A 17,899-nucleotide genomic window follows, 5' to 3' on the forward strand; every position below is an offset into this window, starting at 1 on the left:
GTTTTATTATGATCGATTAGTTCCTGACTCATAATCCCGCCTCCTTCATGCTGTTTGCACTTTCAATATTTTTGTCAACCAAGCGCATAAACAACTCTTCTAGACGGTTGGCTTTATTTCGCATACTGCCGACTTTAATGCCTTTATCAGACAACTGATTAAAGACACCATTTAATGACTCGCCTTCTGTCAGGGTGACTTCTAGCGTCTGCTTATCTGGCTGGGAGATGTCTGTCACTCCGGTCAGAGCCAATTGCTCATTGAGCGGCGTCTCTAGATCAAAGACAAACGTCTCTACAGATAACTGCGCCAATAAATCTTTCATTTCTGTATTGATACGAATCTCACCGTGATCCAAGATCGCAATACGTTTACACAACTGCTCGGCTTCTTCGAGATAATGGGTGGTCAATATAATCGTGGTGTTTTCTTCGATATTGATCTGCTGCATAAACTCCCACATCGAGCGGCGCAGCTCAATATCGACACCCGCTGTTGGCTCATCGAGAATCAGTAATTTTGGTTTATGAATCAAGGCGCGCGCGATCATCAGACGGCGTTTCATACCGCCAGATAAATCACGCGATTTGCTATCACGCTTGTCCCATAGCCCCAGTGCTGTCAGCAGACTTTTTGCGCGAGGTCTGGCTTCTTTTGCTGGAATACCAAAGTAACCTGCTTGCGTAATCAAGATATCTTCGACTTTCTCAAACATGTTGAAATTAAATTCTTGCGGTACTACGCCAAGGTACTGTTTGGCAATCGAAGGGTTCTCTAATAAATCTGTCCCAAAAATATGGACACTACCCGTTGTTGGCTTAAATAGTGAACTGATAATGCCAATCATGGTGGACTTGCCTGCTCCGTTTGGGCCAAGCAGTGCAAAGAACCCACCTTGTGGTACGGTTAAATCAACCCCTTTTAACGCCGAAAACCCATTGTCATAGGTTTTGGATAAGCCTTGGATAGAAAGTGCTGGTACATCAGACATGAAGACCTCTTATTTTTTATCAATTTGTATAAAACACGATTTTAGAATAATAGGCCGTGTTGAACATTCGACTGTCATTATCATACTGACCGAGGCCATATAAAAATGTTCAACACGCTCTACTATCTAGAAGACACGGTGCAATCTCATAAAATGAGGCTGCTAATCGCAAATTTCAACTGCTTTATATTTGAAGTACCGTATTAATAATACTTATTATAAAAAAGCGCCTATCTCATTACTGAAATAGGCGCTTTATCGATAACTGTTGTAAGAGCCAGCAAAGCCGCTAGCAAAAATTAGCTGGCTTCTGCAACCATATAGTCTACAGCGTTTTGGACTTCTTCATCAGGAATGTCCGCGCCGCCTTTGGCAGGCATCGCATTGAAACCATTGATAGCATGGGTATATAGCGTATCTTTACCCTTCGCGATACGTGGTCCCCAAGCGCCAGCATCACCAAAGATAGGTGAACCTAACAAACCAGAGGCGTGACAAGTATGGCATACCGCATTGTATACTGCTTTACCATCACGAGGACCGTCGCCAGCAGATGGGCCAGATGAGCGTGCTGTTACATCACACACTTCATCGTCTTCAAAACATACAGTTGCAACAGGTTGAATACGGGCAATCAGATTAGGATACAAAGCAATCAGCTTTTGTACTTGCGGCGTATCTTGCGGAATCGGCTCTTCGTCAGCGGCAGGCGCTGCAGCGGCGGTCTCTTCACCTTCTGCTGGAGCGGCACCATCAGCAGGTGCAGCGCCATCTGTTGTGTCTGCAGCAGCTTGGGGCTCACCACCTAGCGTTTGAGGCGCCTCTTCTACGACTTCTTGGCCTTCTGCGACGTCAGTCACAGTTACAGGCGTGTCGACAATATCTTCAGCTTGGCTCACCGCGATACTAGCGATTCCTAGAATGGCAGCTGCCGATAACATAACTACTTTTCTCATTCGTCACGTTCTCTTATTACGTATACAAGGACTAGCACAGCTCGGACATTCTGTCTGTCCTCCTTTGACGACCTCTAAGTCCTCAATAGCAGACAGCCATCCCGCGTGCCAGCGCACTTGCAATCGGTGATTATAAATATGAATTCTCCCCAACATTATAAGGGAAAAGGCAGGTAAATTGCCATGCTTGTTTAATGACTTGGCTGTTTTTTCTTAAAAAACCTCAATCACGACTGTCATTTATTGGCTTTATGCGTTTTATTTGTTAGACTAAGCGGTCTTTATTTCTAGGTATCTTATGCTGGTTATCATGCGCATCTAAGCGTGACAGTCAGACATATCGTTATCATATGCGCTCGTAGCTCAGTTGGATAGAGTATCGGTTTCCGAAGCCGAGGGTCGTGGGTTCGATTCCCGCCGAGCGCACCAATCATCGTATTTCACCCTTCCTCAGCATTACCTAAAACCTCTAAAGCCCTTTAATATTAAAACTTCAAGTCTTTTGATATTGTTTATCATGACCTAGTAGCCTCTATCAAGTGTTGTTAAATTTACTCGCAGCCTCTGACTTGTTATTCGTCACGTGACTATTTAATTGAGCCGCTTCTTTTAAACGGCCAGCTTGTTAAATGACCAGCTCTAAAAAAACTTTCTCTTAAAATACCCACTTGCTCTTTATCCACTGATACAAGCACCGCCTACTCCGCATCTTGTAAATTTGCAGTCAATTGAACACGGCTGGGCACACGATGATAATTAATCACTGGCACCTCACCCAAACGACGCTTACCTTCAGCAATTTTTTTATCAATGGTAATCATCGCGATTTTTTTGCCTTGTTGGCTGATGAGCAAGTGATTTGCCTTACGAGTGACTCGATAATCAGGAAAATACTGCTTTAATAATGCGGATGTTTTTTGCAGGGCATCATTCGGTACTGTATTTTTTGACTTGGCACTACCGTGCTTTTCGCCTGCTTTTGCCCCGCGCGATTTTGCCACCAACCATAAAATTACGATGATGGCGATTAATATGACAAGCCACCAAATTCCGTCTATCATAAGTAAAAATATCCATTACTAACAAAGGTTGGCTCATGTTAGCAGAATTATCACCAGCGGTAATAGCAGAAGTAAAACTTGCGGCAACATTGTTGGCATCGAAAGAGCGCATTTGCATTTTGACAGGGGCAGGCATTTCAGCCGAAAGTGGTATTCCGACGTTCCGAGATAAGCAAACGGGCTTGTGGGAAAACTACGGCGTCGAGGATTTGGCCACTCCTGAAGCATTCGCTCGCGATCCAAAGCTTGTATGGTCGTGGTATCAGTGGCGCAGGCAGTTGGTGGCTGATAAAGCACCAAACCCAGCCCATCATGCATTGGCTCAGTGGCAGTATCATGCGCAAACCTCCGATCAAACAGTGACACTCATCACGCAAAATGTCGATGACCTACATAAGCAAGCTGGAAGCGCAGTGACTCATTTGCACGGTCAACTGTGGCGTGATCGCTGTGGTCAGTGTGAGATACCTTATCCAGAACAATCAAGAGCCGCCTATATTAAGCAAGATACGATACGTTTTGATGATAAGCTGATTACTTGCCCGCATTGCGACGGTTACATCAGACCAGATATTGTGTGGTTTGGCGAAGCACTACCTGTACAAGCATGGCAGACTGCCGAAGAGGCTGCGGCTAACTGTGATGTGTTTATCAGTATCGGTACCTCAAGCTTGGTCTATCCTGCGGCCGGACTCTCACAGCTAGCCAAGCAAAATGGTGCGCAAGTTATCGAGATAAACCCTGACCCAACACCCGATACAATTGTTGATATCACATTAGCAGAGAAAGCTGGCGTAGTCTTGCCGCTACTCGTACAAGAGATCACTGATTTATAGCCTTGATGTTATAACAGATAGAGTAGATTGTAATTCGACTGTTTCATTGAGAAATCTATCTTTCACATCGTAAAAAAGGCTTAACGATTGCTATCAACCGTTAAGCCTTTACTACTAAAAATAAGCTCGCTAAAGCTTATTGCAATACCGCGTCCACTTTCGCCAAGTAATCTTCTTTTAGCTCGTCGCTGATAAATGCCGATCTAAATGAGTTTTTTACTAACGTAATAATATCCTCTTCTGTTATCGGTAGATTCTCATATAAGTTGATAAAATTTTGGTTCACATAGCCCTTGAAATAGGCAGGATCATCTGAATTGACGCTGATATTAAGCCCATAATCCAAAAGCTCTTTGATATTATGCTCTTTGTAATTATCAAAAACTCGCAGTTCGATATTTGAGTTCGGGCAAACGGTTAGTGGCATTTGCTCGTCTTTGAGTCTCTGCATCAGCTCTGGGCTTTTTATAGACTGCACACCATGATCGATGCGGTTGATATTCAATAAGTCTAGCGCTTCGTAGATATATGAAAAGTCCGCTTCTTCGCCTGCATGAGCGACCAGTTTAAAGCCTGCTTCTTTGGCTTTTTGAAAGACTTCTTTGAACTTCGATGGTGGGTTACCAAGCTCTGATGAGTCCAGACCGACACCGATGATGTCATCTTTAAATGCCATTGCTTGCTCTAATGTTTCAAACGCTGCTTCTTGCGATAAATGGCGTAAAAAACACATGATGATACAAGAGGTGATGCCATATTTTGCTTTGGCATCTGCTAATGCTTCTTTGATACCTGTGATGATCGCTTCAAAAGCCACGCCGCGTTCGGTATGCGTCTGCGGGTCAAAGAATATTTCTGTGTGGATGACATTGTCTTCAACACACTTAAGAATATATTCCCACGTCAAATCATAAAAATCGTCGCGGGTAAGTAAGACATTTGCCCCTGCATAATAAATGTCTAAAAAGCTCTGCAAATTGGTGAAATTATAAGCACGGCGTACATCTTCTATATCTTTATAAGGAATGTCTACGTTGTTCTTTCTTGCCAGTCTAAACATCAGCTCAGGCTCTAATGACCCTTCGATATGTAAATGAAGTTCCGCTTTTGGTAGTTTCTGTATTAAATCAATCATAGTATTCCAATAATGGTGTCATCGAGACGAGCTGTAGACAATTTATATATTTGTACCGTCTTTAAACGGTACGAACATTTTGCGTGCGATATTTTAGCATCAAAACCCTAGAGACGAGAACAGTCACCTTCGACTCTATCAATAATGCGCTTCAAGATGCCGTATTACTATTTTAAAAATACCACGGTATCAGACAGCTCATTGCCTGCTGGATTGTGCTCAAGCTGATAGTACTGGCGCAGCACTTGTCCCACTTCATCCAACAATTGGGCCAAGCTCTCTTCTGTCTTCTTGTTGCTGATACCTGATACGGCTTTTTCGCACATAGCACTCCAGACAGTTGGGCTTACATGAGTGCTGATACCGCGATCCGCCACAATCTCTAACTGATGCTCGCAGATATTGACATAGATGAGAACGCCTGTGTTTTCTTCGGTATCCCAAACTCGATATTCACTAAACAGATCAATTGCTCGCTCGCGGCAATCCATATGATAAGCGTCTTGAATCGGTAAATGATTCTCTACAATCAAAAACACCTCACCGCGATGCCCACGCTCAGCGCGTGTCACCTCATCTGTCAGGCGTGCTTTGGCTTCTGCTGTCAGCCACTTGCTATGCAGCAAAGGGACAAACAAGACCTGACGCCACCATCGAGCAAAGCTAGAAGTTGAAGCATGGTTTTCTGCCATTATATTTTTCCTCAATTACGTCATTTTTGATGGTTATTTGGGTCTATGTACTGGGACTCTATTTTTGGCTTTTATTAATTTGAGTCTTTACTAATCTGAGCTTCTAATAACTAAGCTGAGCTTTTAATAAATAGACACTTACCACGAGCCACCAGCACCGCCGCCGCCGAAACCGCCGCCACCACCACCAAAGCCGCCGCCACCGAAACCACCACCGCCAAAGCCGCCACCACTACCCCCACCCATACCGGGTAAGAAAATCATGCCGCCGCCTCTACGCCCACCTTTACCGCCGCCGCCTTTGCCACCACCGCCGCCACGGGAAATCAAGAACATCCATATAAATATCGCCATGATCAATGTCATAAAAAAGCCGCCGCCAAGCGCTAATGAACCGGCGAAAAAGCCGCCTGCCGTGATAATAGAACCAAATACTCGGCCCAAAATATTGGTAATAAAGCTACCAAATATCATCGCCATAATAAATAAGAAAATAGGTGATGGTAGCTCATCTGAGCCTTGCACGGCACTACGCTCAGCAGCTTGGGCATCAGCACGTGCCAATACCTCAGGATCAGCCGTTAGGCGTGTCTTAAGTGCATCCACGCCAGCCAGTATTCCAGCACCATAGTTGTTTTGCTTAAATAATGGTGTGATGTCCTCACGGATAATACGATTGACCGCAGCATCTGGCAATACACCCTCTAACCCATAGCCTGTGAGGATATACATGTCACGGTCATTGACTGCTACGACGATGAGCAGACCATCGTCAATATCTTTGTCGCCCAATTGCCATTTTTCTGCAACCTGTAAAGCATAGTCAAATATAGGCAAACCATTGGTTGTTGGTACGATGACCACTGCTGCTTGTGCCAAACCCTGCTGATAAATATTTCTTAGCTGCGCCTCTAGACGCTGTTTTTCTTGCGGATTTAAGATATTGGCTTGATCAACGACTGGCTCGTTGAGTATGAGTTTGTCAGCATCAACGCTCTGGGCACTTGAGGTTACTGGTGGCTGAGCTGGCGCTTGCGCACTAGCGGTTGCCTCATCATTTGCTGCGCTTTGGTTAATGGCATCGTTGCCAAGCACCGCGCCATTGATGGCATCATTATTTAATACCGCATCATTGATCGCTTCATTGGATTCACCAGCTTTGGCAATGGCTACCAAGTCTTCAACACTACGATTTTGCAGATTTGAGGGGCTATCTGTCGCTACAGCCGTGCCAACATCGTCACCAGGCGCAGCATGCAGCACTGATGCACCGCTGACGCTCAGTGTAAACAGTAATGCTGATAAGATTGCTTTTGAATTATTCATCTAATCTCTACCACCTCAAATGACATCTTTATAAATTAATAGACATTAACTAATAGTCATCAGCTAAATAAATAGAGCGGCATACACCGCTCTATTTTTGTATATTTCTAATACTTCCTACTCTGCTTTTGCAGAATCGCCAAAATCAACACTTGGCGCTGTCGAGATGGCATCTTCATTAGCAACGGTAAAGTTTGGTTTGGTATCCATGCCAAATACTTTTGCGGTGATATTGGTTGGGAACTGGCGCACGGTGGTGTTGTAGCCTTGCACTTCTTGGATATAGCGGTTACGAGCAACCGTGATGCGATTCTCAGTCCCTTCTAGCTGCGCTTGCAGATCTTGGAACAGCGCATCTGATTTTAGCTCAGGGTAACGCTCAGACACTGCCATCAGGCGTGATAATGCGCCTGTCATTTGCTCTTGCGCAGCAGCATAACGCTCCATTGCTTCTGGGTCATTGAGCACTTCAGGCGTCACCGTGATGCCGCCCGCACGCGAGCGCGCTTGTGCCACTTGGGTGAACACCTCTTGCTCTTGTTCAGCATACTGCTGTACGACTTTGACCAAGTTTGGTACCAAATCGCTGCGGCGCTGATATTGGTTGACCACTTCTGACCACGAAGCCGTTACTTGCTCGTCTTGCGCCTGCAGATTGTTATAACCGCAACCACTCAAACCGACAGTAGAGGTCGTCAATAGTGCTGCTAGCAACATCGGCTTCATAATAGATTTACGCGTCATCGTTGTTTCTCCTAATAATGATAAATAACAAATATCTGGTAACACGTTTTTTAATAATTTTTTTGCGCTTATGCCTTCAAAATCATCTAACGGTCATATGCGTTCTATATTTTATATAAAGGCACGTGCTTGTAGCTTTTATATCTACAGACACAACATGAAAAACCACTCATGCATATTGCTCAGTCTTATAAGCTACAAGATATACTGCTCATAATGACGCTATCATGATGCTTTTACAATTGACCGTTACCAAAACACAACCGCAACAACTGGGTGTCATTTTTTTGGTTATACCTTTATGTAGTGCTATTACTTTTTAGATAGACGAAAGTTTATTAAATGAATTGCCAGTTCATAAATTCGCTTCTTTATTAAGGCTAATGATGCATAAATCGATGGTCCAAAAATAAAACTTATCCGTCCATACACAAAGAAATTTCTAGTAATTAGGACAAAAATATGGCAAATTGCAGTTACGTAGCCGTATGGTTTGAATACATTTGGTAGTGGACTTATAGCTTGATACGTATTAGCGAGTTGATCGATGTGTAAAGAAGACATTATTCAACTTACGAATACTCCACTAATACCATCAATTCGCCCTACCAACAGTGTAGTCAATCGGGACGGCTCATAGCAAATTAAATACCCTTATCATGAAGAGTATTTAATTATATAACCGCCTGTTTTATCCGCGGACTTATAACTCATCTCATTCATAACGTGATGATAGGACACCGCAGTAGTTGAGGCTGTAGAACAATCAAACACACAGCTGATATTAATGCTATCAATGACAAGCGCTATAAAAATAGTCTATGTCACTGATGAAGCCAAGCGGATAAATACAGACAACTACAGTCCATTCTTGGTGGCTAAGCACGTATGAGACTTAACTAATATAGATATGAGTCGATGCAGCTAATTTAACTGCTTAACTTAAATAAGTAAGTTAACCAGTTAATTTACTCCTAGCATACAGAGCCACCTTGAGACAGTACTAGGAATATACATATGGAAGGTTTAGTTAACTTGGTAAACGGAATTATCTGGAGCCCAGCACTGATCTATCTGTGCTTGGGCGCTGGTCTGTTCTATTCCATCATGACGCGCTTCGTACAAGTACGTCTATTCGGTGAAATGATCAAACTACTATTCACTGGTAAGTCCAGTACTGATGGTATTTCGTCATTTCAGGCACTAGCCGTTTCCCTCGCAGGACGTGTGGGTATGGGTAACATCGCTGGGGTAGCTGCTGCTATCGGCTTCGGTGGTCCAGGTGCTGTATTTTGGATGTGGATCGTGGCGTTCTTAGGCGCGTCTACTGCCTATGTCGAGTCTACCCTTGCACAGATTTACAAAGAAAAAGATGTGGTAACTGGCGAATATCGCGGTGGCCCTGCTTATTACTTTGAGCGTGCGCTTGGTCAAAAATGGTACGGCATCCTCTTCGCCATCGCTTCTATTTTATCATGCGGTATGTTCTTACCTGGCGTACAGGCCAACGGTGTTATCAGTGCATTCGCACAGTTAATGGGCGAAGGTACGATCATGAACGTTGCAGGCCTAGAAGTTGGCTCTATGCGCTTGGTTGGCTTGGCCATTATCTTAGTCGTATTAGGTGTCATCATTTTCGGTGGTATTAAGCGTATTGCAACCTTTACTGAGTTTGCCGTTCCATTTATGGCACTTGGTTACATCGTCCTCGCCTTAATCATCATGCTCAGCAACTTCAGCTTGATTCCAGATGTATTTGGCATGATCATTGGCGATGCATTCACTGCACAAGCAGGTTTTGGTGCAGCAATCGGTTGGGGTGTTAAGCGTGGTATTTACTCTAACGAAGCCGGTCAGGGTACAGGTCCTCACGCTGCCGCAGCTGCTGAAGTTGAGCATCCATCACAGCAAGGTCTTGTTCAGGCATTCTCAGTATATGTTGATACATTGTTGGTTTGTTCTGCGACTGCATTCATGATCTTATCTACTGGCATGTACAACATTCAAGGTACACTACCAGATGGTCAGTTCATCGTTCAGAACGTTGCCGCTACGACTGAAATCAATGCGCCTGCGTTTACGCAGATGGCAATGGAATCGGTATACGGTACATTTGGTAACGCGTTTATCGCAATTGCTGTATTCTTCTTTGCCTTTACAACTATCCTAGCGTATTACTACATCGCTGAAGTAAACGTCGCTTACTTGACACGCTTCCTTGGTCGTAACGCAAACAAAACTGGTCTATTCCTCGTTAAAGTATTGATCATGGCGATGGTTGCTTATGGGGGTCTTAACTCAGCTGGTTATATCTGGGCCATCGGCGATATCGGTGTTGGTCTTATGGCTTGGCTCAACATTGTTGGTATCCTTGTTATCTTTATCGTGGCTCGTCCAACGCTTACCATGCTTAAAGACTACGAAGCACAACGTAAAGCTGGTGTGGCACGTTACAGTTTTGATCCTGCAAAATTCGGTATCAAAAACGCACCTTATTGGGAAGAGCGTCATCTAGCAGACCAAAAAAGAACGAATGTAGACCCACTACGTAAGTAATAGAGATAATATGCGCTAACGTAGCTACTGCTCAATCTTATTCAGTCTTCCTAAAAGCCCGAGGCAATGGTCTCGGGCTTTTTTATTGCAAATAAATAACACAGATTTTTAAGATACCGCTGTTACGTGCCACCATCTTATAGACACAAAAAAGCCCAGCATTATAGCTAGGCTCTTTTACTCTTCTTAAGTCTCAGAGTAACTTAACTAAATATTAATCTTACTCAGGCATCAATACTGTGTCGATTGTATGAATCACGCCGTTGCTTGCCATGATATCAGTACCTGTGATGTTGGCTGTGTTACCAGCCGCATCAGTAATAACATTGTCTTCGTTGATTGAGATGGTTTTGCCGTTCGCCGTTTCGATATCGGTACCATAAGGGATATCAGCTGCTTTCACTTCCATTGGAACAACATGATAAGGCAATACGGTTTTTAATAAGTCTTTATTAGCCAATAGCTCGTCTTTGGTCACGCCTAATTTTTCTAATACAGGGGCAAATGCATCATCAGTTGGTGCAAATACAGTGTATTTGGTGTCTTCCATCAACATGGTGTCAAGACCCGCTGATTGTAGTGCCGCTGTCAGAATAGTGAGATTGTCATTGTTTGCAGCGATTTCTGCGATGGTTTGTGTCGCTTCCATATTCATGTCATCTGCCATTGGCTCGGCTTCAACCATTGGCTCGGCTTCGGTCTCTGCTACTGGCTCAACCACCACTTCTTCAGTGGTAACTTCAGGCTCAGCTGGATCTGCGACTGTTTCAGTATCGTTACATGCTGCTAATGACATCGCTGCTGTTACTACTGCGATCGATAATAAATTCTTCTTTAACATGGGTCATTCCTTTTTAATAATTGGATGTCTGGTTTGTCTAGCGAATAACTGTCTTTACTACATGAATAGCTGACGCTAATACGTATATCAATAATTGACATTTTTTAGCTATAGACAATTTGCTGTAAGTAATTATTCGCTATATCAATAGTTTCAATTCTAAATGTTTAATTTTTAATTGATACTTACTTAAGTAGTAGCACTGTATCAATCACGTATATACCATTGTTCACTTGTATATCGGTTATTGCGATATATGAAGGATCGCGCTTATTGGTCATGCTCACTCATTAAAATAGGCGTTATTTATATCTAAATCATGCCAATTAAATACTAAAACAGCCGTTATCTAATGAAAAATTCATCAAATAATGGCTGCTCACTAAATCTTCATAATACAAAAAATAATTATTTTTTAATGAAGCTTATTTAGGTAATAGCACTCTATCGATGACATGGACAACGCCATTGGTCGCTGAGATATCTGTTTTTACGATATTGGCAGTGCGACCGTTTTCGTCCATCAACTTACCTTGATTCGTCACCATTAGCGTGTCTTTGCTTGCGGTCATGACATTACCAGGTTTGACATCTTTGGCATACATGGCCATGTCGCCACTGATGACATGATAACCTAGTACTTTTCTTAGCATTGCTTTATCAGCAAACAGTTGCGCTTTAGTCATGCCAGTCTCTTTCATTGCCTGCATAAACGCCTCATTGGTTGGGGCAAATATGGTGTAGTGAGCGTTAGGATCAGACAGCATACCCGTTAGACCTGCTGCTTGTACCGCTTCTACTAAGACTGAAAAATCAGAATTACTTTGAGCAACTTGTACCACGTTCATTTTTGCCATTTGTTGGCTATGCATTGGCGGCTTCATATCTGCGCTTTTTGCTGGCATCATATTGTTACAAGCACTTAAGCCAGCGATAGAGATAGCTAGCGTGCCGATAGTCGCAATTTTAGTCAGTTTCATAACATTATCCTTAATGATTGAGTATGTATTCGCTTATTGTCTTATAGGTTATATTGTCTTCTGATATCAGTTGCTCGTGCTATTCAAACGCTTATTTCTTGATAAGCAAAATCTAGATAGACCAACAGAACAATAATAAATTTTTGCCCATAAGTTATTTATAAGAAAAACTTAACAAATGAATGATTGTCATTAAATAAAATTAACATGTATAAAACCTTTATCAACCTGCCTTTACGCAACTTTTTGTAGTACCGGTGTAAACTCTGTTGGACTTTTAAGCACAAGCGTTGGCTTTCATTTGCATAAGCAAAGCTTTATGTAATCCATAAACGAAATGATATTCATTTGTGCACATATTCTTTACGAAACAGAATTTAATGCTATGCTCAGCAGTTCAATGAATAGGTATCTGCTTGTCTATGGTAAAAGTAGAATGAACAGTATCCATGTGTGCTATATTTTTCATGCTAAAATAATTCAAATTTGATGTTTTCCTTTATAAGACTTTGTACTCTATTGGTTTGTTATTCCTTCCTTTTATAATATTGACGATATAAGCAGCGCACCTATGACTCAAACGATGACCTCACCGACCTCTTCTCAATCTGATACTACTTCTGATGCATCATCCGCTGATGACTTTATTTTGACGCCACCTGCTGTCTTTCCTTATAAGGAACAGCAGCTCACCGCGCGCGCCCGTATCACTGAGCAGATGGCTTCACGCATCTTGATGTTGGACGGTGCAATGGGTACGCAGATTCAGACCTATAAACTAGAAGAGTCAGATTATCGTGGTGAGCGTTTTGCCGATATCGACCAAGATGTGCGCGGCAATAACGATCTGCTCGTGCTCACGCAGCCGCAGATGATTACCGATATCCATCATGACCACCTAGCCGCTGGCGCTGATATTATTGAGACCAATAGCTTTAACGGTACGCGGCTATCGATGGCTGACTATGACATGCAGTACTTGGTGCCTGAGCTCAATAAGACAGCAGCCAAGATTGCGCGCGAGGCGGCCGATGAATTTACCGCCAAGACGCCTGAGAAACCGCGCTTTGTCGCCGGTGTGGTGGGGCCAACCTCACGCACGTGCTCGATATCACCTGATGTCAATGATCCTGCCTTTCGTAATATTACCTTTGATGAGTTGGTCCTAAACTACCGTGAAGCAACCTTGTGCTTGATAGAAGGCGGCGTCGATCTTATTTTGATTGAGACAATCTTTGATACGCTAAATGCTAAAGCGGCGATATTTGCGATCACGGGTGTATTTGACGATATTGGCTTTGAGCTGCCAATTATGATTTCGGGTACGATTACCGACGCGTCAGGTCGCACGCTATCGGGTCAAACGGCCGAGGCGTTTTATAACTCGATCCGCCATGCCAAGCCATTGTCCGTTGGCTTTAACTGTGCGCTTGGCGCGGATGCGCTGCGTCCGCACATTCAAACGCTATCGAACATTGCTGATACCTATGTCTCTGCGCATCCAAACGCGGGGCTGCCCAATGAGTTTGGTGAATATGACGAAACCGCTGAAGAGACCGCCGCCCTACTCGAAGGTTTTGCCAAAGCAGGAATCCTAAATATCGTTGGTGGCTGCTGTGGGACAACGCCTGAGCATATCCGCCACATTGCAGATATGGTGGCGAACTACCCGCCGCGAGCCATCCCAGAGATTGCGCCTGCCTGCCGACTCTCAGGGCTTGAGCCATTTAATATCACGCCTGATAGCTTGTTCGTCAACGTCGGTGAGCGTACCAACGTCACAGGCTCCAAGAAGTTTTTGCGCCTAATTAAGACCGAAGCCTATACCGAGGCGCTCGATGTCGCGCGTGATCAAGTCGAGGGCGGTGCGCAGATCGTCGATATCAATATGGACGAAGGCATGCTCGACTCGAAGCAAGCCATGATTCACTTCGTCAACCTCGTCTCAGGCGAGCCAGATATCAGCCGTGTGCCCCTCATGATTGACTCGTCCAAATGGGACATCATCGAAGAAGGCCTCAAACGTACGCAAGGTAAATCTGTCGTCAACTCCATCTCGCTAAAAGAAGGTCATGCTGAGTTCGTTGAGCGCGCCAAATTATGCATGCGCTACGGCGCTGCCATTATCGTCATGGCATTCGATGAAGACGGTCAAGCCGATACCTACGAGCGCAAAATCGAGATATCTAAACGCAGCTACGATGTATTGGTCAACGAAGTAGGCTTCCCTAGCGAGGACATTATTTTTGACCCCAATATCTTTGCGGTCGCCACGGGTATCATCGAGCACAACAACTACGGCGCGGACTTTATCAATGCCACGCGCTGGATCACAGACAACCTGCCCAATGCGATGGTATCAGGCGGCGTGTCCAACGTTTCGTTTAGTTTCCGTGGTAATCCGATTCGTGAAGCGATCAACTCTGTGTTCCTATTTCACGCGATCAAAAATGGCCTGACCATGGGTATCGTCAACCCGTCGATGCTTGAAGTCTATGACGACATCCCTGTCGAGGCGCGCGAGGCGATTGAGGACGTCATGCTCAACCGCAATCAAGGCGAAACTGGTCAGGATGCGACTGAGCGTCTGATGACGGTTGCTGAAAACTACCAGGATGGCGGCAAGAAAAAAGACAGCACCGTCGATATGAGCTGGCGCGAGGGCACGGTAGAAGAGCGCATTGCCCATGCACTGGTCAAAGGTATCACCACCTTTATCGAAGAAGATACAAAAGAAGCGTGGGAGAAATACCCCAAACCGCTAGAAGTTATCGAAGGGCCACTCATGGACGGTATGAATATCGTCGGTGATTTATTTGGCTCGGGTAAAATGTTTTTGCCGCAAGTGGTCAAGTCGGCGCGCGTCATGAAACAATCGGTCGCGTGGCTCAACCCGTATATCGAAGCGGAAAAAATCGAAGGCGAAGTCAAAGGTAAAGTTCTGATGGCAACCGTCAAAGGCGATGTGCATGATATCGGCAAAAACATCGTCGGCGTGGTACTTGGCTGTAACGGCTACGACATCCTTGATCTGGGCGTGATGGTACCGTGTGAGACGATTCTCGATACCGCTATCAAAGAGAAAGTCGATATCATCGGCCTATCAGGACTGATTACCCCGAGCCTCGATGAGATGGTCTATGTCGCCAAGCAAATGCAAGAGCGCGGCATGACCCTGCCACTGATGATCGGCGGTGCAACGACCTCTAAAGCGCATACCGCGGTCAAAGTCGAGCCGCAATATAGTAATGATGCAGTCATTTATGTGGCGGACGCCTCGCGCTCGGTCGGCGTGGTGACTAAGCTGCTGTCGAAAGAGCACCGTCAAGGCCTCATCGATGAGACCCGCGAAGAGTATATCAAAGTGCGCGAGCGTCTCGCGAAGCGTCAACCCAAAGCGGCGAAGCTGACTTATGCTGAATCAGTTGAGGGTGGTTTTCAATACGATTGGGACAACTATACACCGCCTGTACCGAATCAGCTCGGTCAGGTGATATTGGACGACTACCCTATCGATAAGCTGCTCCCTTATATCGACTGGACGCCGTTCTTTATCTCTTGGGGTCTGGCAGGTAAGTATCCAAAAATCTTGCAAGATGAGGTGGTTGGCGAAGCGGCGCGTGATCTGTTTAAAAACGCCCAAGAGCTGCTACACAAAATGATTGATGAAAAGTTAATCATCGCTAAAGGGGTGTTTAAAATTGCTCCAGCCAAACGCACTGGCGCAGATACGATTAGCGTTTATGACAAATCGCCTACAGATGGTGGCCAACCTACGCATACCTTTGAGCATCTGCGCCAACAATCGGATAAAGCCAGCGGCAAGCCAAACTTTAGCTTGGCCGACTTTATCTCACCGTCGGACACGCACACTGATTATCTAGGCGGCTTTACCGTCTCCATCGTCGGCACAGAAGACCTCGCTGAGCAGTACAAAGCGGCAGGCGACGATTATAACGCCATTATGGTACAAGCACTATCTGACCGCTTAGCCGAAGCCTTTGCCGAGCACTTGCACGAGCGCATTCGTAAAGAGTATTGGGGCTATCAGGCTGATGAGACCCTCACCAATGATGAGCTGATTAAAGAAAAATACGTTGGCATCCGCCCTGCGCCTGGCTATCCGGCTTGCCCTGAGCATACGGAGAAAGGCAAATTGTTTGATTGGCTTGGTACGACCAGCGCTATCGGTACAACGCTAACTGAAAGCTATGCAATGTGGCCAGCATCTTCGGTCAGTGGCTTTTATTATTCGCATCCTGAGAGTGAGTATTTCAACGTCGGTAAAATCGGCCGAGATCAGTTGGAGGATTATGCCAAGCGGAAAGACTGGGATATAAAGACGGCTGAGAAGTGGTTAAATCCGAATTTGTAGGATTACTAAACTCACCTATTTTTAGGTGAGTTTTTTTAAAACAAAGAAGTCCCTATCCTTGAAATATGATTTGCATAAGCATTTCCAATATAATCCATCATTTCTTTCTTAAAATTAAACAAATGCTTTATATTATTCTCATCTAATTCATTATGATTAAGTGTTAATACAAAATTTTTATTTAAGAAAATATTGAAATATTCATTATTTACTTCATCGAAGAAGCTTGATTTTAAATCTAATACAGATTGCTTCAAAACATTACGATTTACTTGCAAACTATCCATGTATAAATCGTAGCATTTTTTTGGAAGCTTGAGACCGACTATATATTTATTAAACCGCTCCTTGTTTTGTGAGTAGTCACAAGCAGAACTTACTTCTATTAGTATAAATTGAATCTCTTCACGAGAAGCCCTAGGAAAGTCAACTATAGTTTCTGCAATAATTCTTTTTTGGTTCTTGTAGTTAAATTTTTCCTTAAAAAAAACTTTAGGATTCTCTATCCTAAAAACAGCTCCTCTTGTATCGAATGACTTTGGGTGTTTATCTATATGAAATAAACTATTCAATTTAGGTAAATTGTTATTTTCAGTAAAATGACAGTCCTTTTTATTTATATTGCTAAAATCTAGCAATTCATCCCAAATATTCTCTCTACTAGCACTTTTAATAAATTTATCAATAATTATAGGAACCAATGCTTCAGTTAAGCTTTTTGATGGATTAGCTTTTGCACGATTAAAACCAGCATGGGTACTAGCTATAGTACGCAAGAAAAGCTGTAGATTAACATGATAACTATCTTCATCCCAAACACTCATGCTATCTTCATTAGCAATATCTAAAATATTAAACATAAAATTCTTGACTTCATTTTGTAATATTTTTTCGAATGTCATTAATTTATAAAATATAGTATCTTTTATTACACTTTCAACCATAGATTTTTTATCAGATTCGTTTTTAAATTTTACTTTATCAAGACCTGAAATATGAACTGGGTTAGGAAGAGCAATTTCTCTTTCAAGGATATACTTCTTGAACTCATTCACAACCTCAATATGCTTTGTCCAAAAAATCAAGGCATACGGAGTATTCTGAATATGTATTACATCGATAATAGCTTGAACTAAATCATTGAATACTTTCCTTAAAGAAGAGTTAGTTTTGTAGTTTATATCCTCTATAGTATTTATATCAATAGCTGTTGCAGTAATATTTAAATCAAAAAAGACAATTCTAATATTTTTGTGTTTCGTATGATTCATCTCATCTTGTTCATACAAGTAGGTTTTAACCTCACAATTCATATCATTCTTAAAAATATGAGCTAAATCATCTATTTCACCCTGCTCATCATCAACAATTAAAATCTCTTTAAAGAATTCTATTTTCATTGTACA

13 protein-coding genes and 1 tRNA gene are annotated in these 17,899 nt (G+C 43.4%); 4 read left to right on the forward strand and 10 right to left on the reverse strand.

Features of this window, described 5'->3' with window-relative positions:
• Window positions 1-28: 28 nt before the first annotated feature.
• A complete protein-coding gene (locus GYK50_RS10220) occupies window positions 29-991 on the reverse strand; it encodes an ABC transporter ATP-binding protein (protein WP_212563846.1) in 963 nt (320 codons plus the stop codon).
• Between the two features lie 299 nt (window positions 992-1,290).
• Entirely contained in the window at window positions 1,291-1,947 is a 657-nt protein-coding gene (locus GYK50_RS10225; protein WP_186475051.1) for a c-type cytochrome, read from the reverse strand.
• Between the two features lie 352 nt (window positions 1,948-2,299).
• Here GYK50_RS10225 and GYK50_RS10230 point away from each other — a divergent pair.
• Window positions 2,300-2,376: transfer RNA gene (locus tag GYK50_RS10230), tRNA-Arg, on the forward strand.
• 269 nt (window positions 2,377-2,645) lie between these two features.
• On the opposite strand, the gene GYK50_RS10235 is transcribed toward GYK50_RS10230, so the two are convergent.
• Window positions 2,646-3,008, reverse strand: coding sequence for a hypothetical protein (locus GYK50_RS10235; protein WP_212563847.1), 363 nt, complete (start codon window positions 3,006-3,008; stop codon window positions 2,646-2,648).
• 35 nt (window positions 3,009-3,043) lie between these two features.
• Here GYK50_RS10235 and GYK50_RS10240 point away from each other — a divergent pair, with 35 nt between their 5' ends.
• Window positions 3,044-3,844, forward strand: coding sequence for an NAD-dependent deacylase (locus GYK50_RS10240; protein WP_212563848.1), 801 nt, complete (start codon window positions 3,044-3,046; stop codon window positions 3,842-3,844).
• A 136-nt stretch (window positions 3,845-3,980) separates the two neighbouring features.
• Here the strand turns inward: GYK50_RS10240 and GYK50_RS10245 are convergent, their stop codons facing one another.
• The 4 genes from GYK50_RS10245 to GYK50_RS10260 form a co-directional block, all read right to left on the reverse strand.
• A complete protein-coding gene (locus GYK50_RS10245; RefSeq protein WP_212563849.1) occupies window positions 3,981-4,979 on the reverse strand; it encodes an adenosine deaminase in 999 nt (332 codons plus the stop codon).
• 167 nt (window positions 4,980-5,146) lie between these two features.
• Window positions 5,147-5,671, reverse strand: coding sequence for a TPM domain-containing protein (locus tag GYK50_RS10250; RefSeq protein WP_212563850.1), 525 nt, complete (start codon window positions 5,669-5,671; stop codon window positions 5,147-5,149).
• 138 nt (window positions 5,672-5,809) lie between these two features.
• Window positions 5,810-6,997: a TPM domain-containing protein gene (locus GYK50_RS10255; protein WP_071002234.1), complete on the reverse strand. Its 1,188-nt coding sequence runs from the start codon at window positions 6,995-6,997 to the stop codon at window positions 5,810-5,812.
• A 117-nt stretch (window positions 6,998-7,114) separates the two neighbouring features.
• Complete coding sequence (locus GYK50_RS10260) at window positions 7,115-7,741, reverse strand: LemA family protein (protein WP_093069506.1); 627 nt, start codon at window positions 7,739-7,741, stop codon at window positions 7,115-7,117.
• A gap of 1,017 nt (window positions 7,742-8,758) precedes the next feature.
• Here GYK50_RS10260 and GYK50_RS10265 point away from each other — a divergent pair.
• Window positions 8,759-10,297, forward strand: a complete 1,539-nt coding sequence (locus GYK50_RS10265) for an alanine/glycine:cation symporter family protein (protein WP_071002236.1) — start codon at window positions 8,759-8,761, stop codon at window positions 10,295-10,297.
• A gap of 220 nt (window positions 10,298-10,517) precedes the next feature.
• On the opposite strand, the gene GYK50_RS10270 is transcribed toward GYK50_RS10265, so the two are convergent.
• Entirely contained in the window at window positions 10,518-11,138 is a 621-nt protein-coding gene (locus GYK50_RS10270) for a fasciclin domain-containing protein (protein WP_212563851.1), read from the reverse strand.
• Between the two features lie 425 nt (window positions 11,139-11,563).
• Entirely contained in the window at window positions 11,564-12,118 is a 555-nt protein-coding gene (locus GYK50_RS10275) for a fasciclin domain-containing protein (RefSeq protein ID WP_093069500.1), read from the reverse strand.
• A 571-nt stretch (window positions 12,119-12,689) separates the two neighbouring features.
• On the opposite strand from GYK50_RS10275, the gene metH reads away from it, so the two are divergent.
• On the forward strand, window positions 12,690-16,493 hold the full coding sequence (gene metH, locus GYK50_RS10280) for a methionine synthase (protein ID WP_212563852.1): 3,804 nt from the start codon (window positions 12,690-12,692) through the stop codon (window positions 16,491-16,493).
• Between the two features lie 35 nt (window positions 16,494-16,528).
• Here metH and GYK50_RS10285 read toward each other — a convergent pair whose 3' ends face one another.
• A complete protein-coding gene (locus GYK50_RS10285; RefSeq protein WP_212563853.1) occupies window positions 16,529-17,893 on the reverse strand; it encodes a hypothetical protein in 1,365 nt (454 codons plus the stop codon).
• Window positions 17,894-17,899: the final 6 nt, after the last annotated feature.

This window comes from Psychrobacter pacificensis, assembly GCF_018336615.1.
Taxonomy (GTDB): domain Bacteria; phylum Pseudomonadota; class Gammaproteobacteria; order Pseudomonadales; family Moraxellaceae; genus Psychrobacter; species Psychrobacter pacificensis.

Excerpts from the sequence above, each read along its gene's own strand:
- metH (WP_212563852.1), top strand. The coding sequence starts at position 12,690 with ATGACTCAAACGATGACCTCACCGACCTCTTCTCAATCTGATACTACT.
- GYK50_RS10275 (WP_093069500.1), bottom strand. The coding sequence starts at position 12,118 with ATGAAACTGACTAAAATTGCGACTATCGGCACGCTAGCTATCTCTATC.
- GYK50_RS10285 (WP_212563853.1), bottom strand. The coding sequence starts at position 17,893 with ATGAAAATAGAATTCTTTAAAGAGATTTTAATTGTTGATGATGAGCAG.
- GYK50_RS10245 (WP_212563849.1), bottom strand. The coding sequence starts at position 4,979 with ATGATTGATTTAATACAGAAACTACCAAAAGCGGAACTTCATTTACAT.
- GYK50_RS10250 (WP_212563850.1), bottom strand. The coding sequence starts at position 5,671 with ATGGCAGAAAACCATGCTTCAACTTCTAGCTTTGCTCGATGGTGGCGT.
- GYK50_RS10260 (WP_093069506.1), bottom strand. The coding sequence starts at position 7,741 with ATGACGCGTAAATCTATTATGAAGCCGATGTTGCTAGCAGCACTATTG.
- GYK50_RS10220 (WP_212563846.1), bottom strand. The coding sequence starts at position 991 with ATGTCTGATGTACCAGCACTTTCTATCCAAGGCTTATCCAAAACCTAT.
- GYK50_RS10255 (WP_071002234.1), bottom strand. The coding sequence starts at position 6,997 with ATGAATAATTCAAAAGCAATCTTATCAGCATTACTGTTTACACTGAGC.
- GYK50_RS10265 (WP_071002236.1), top strand. The coding sequence starts at position 8,759 with ATGGAAGGTTTAGTTAACTTGGTAAACGGAATTATCTGGAGCCCAGCA.
- GYK50_RS10270 (WP_212563851.1), bottom strand. The coding sequence starts at position 11,138 with ATGTTAAAGAAGAATTTATTATCGATCGCAGTAGTAACAGCAGCGATG.
- GYK50_RS10225 (WP_186475051.1), bottom strand. The coding sequence starts at position 1,947 with ATGAGAAAAGTAGTTATGTTATCGGCAGCTGCCATTCTAGGAATCGCT.
- GYK50_RS10235 (WP_212563847.1), bottom strand. The coding sequence starts at position 3,008 with ATGATAGACGGAATTTGGTGGCTTGTCATATTAATCGCCATCATCGTA.
- GYK50_RS10240 (WP_212563848.1), top strand. The coding sequence starts at position 3,044 with ATGTTAGCAGAATTATCACCAGCGGTAATAGCAGAAGTAAAACTTGCG.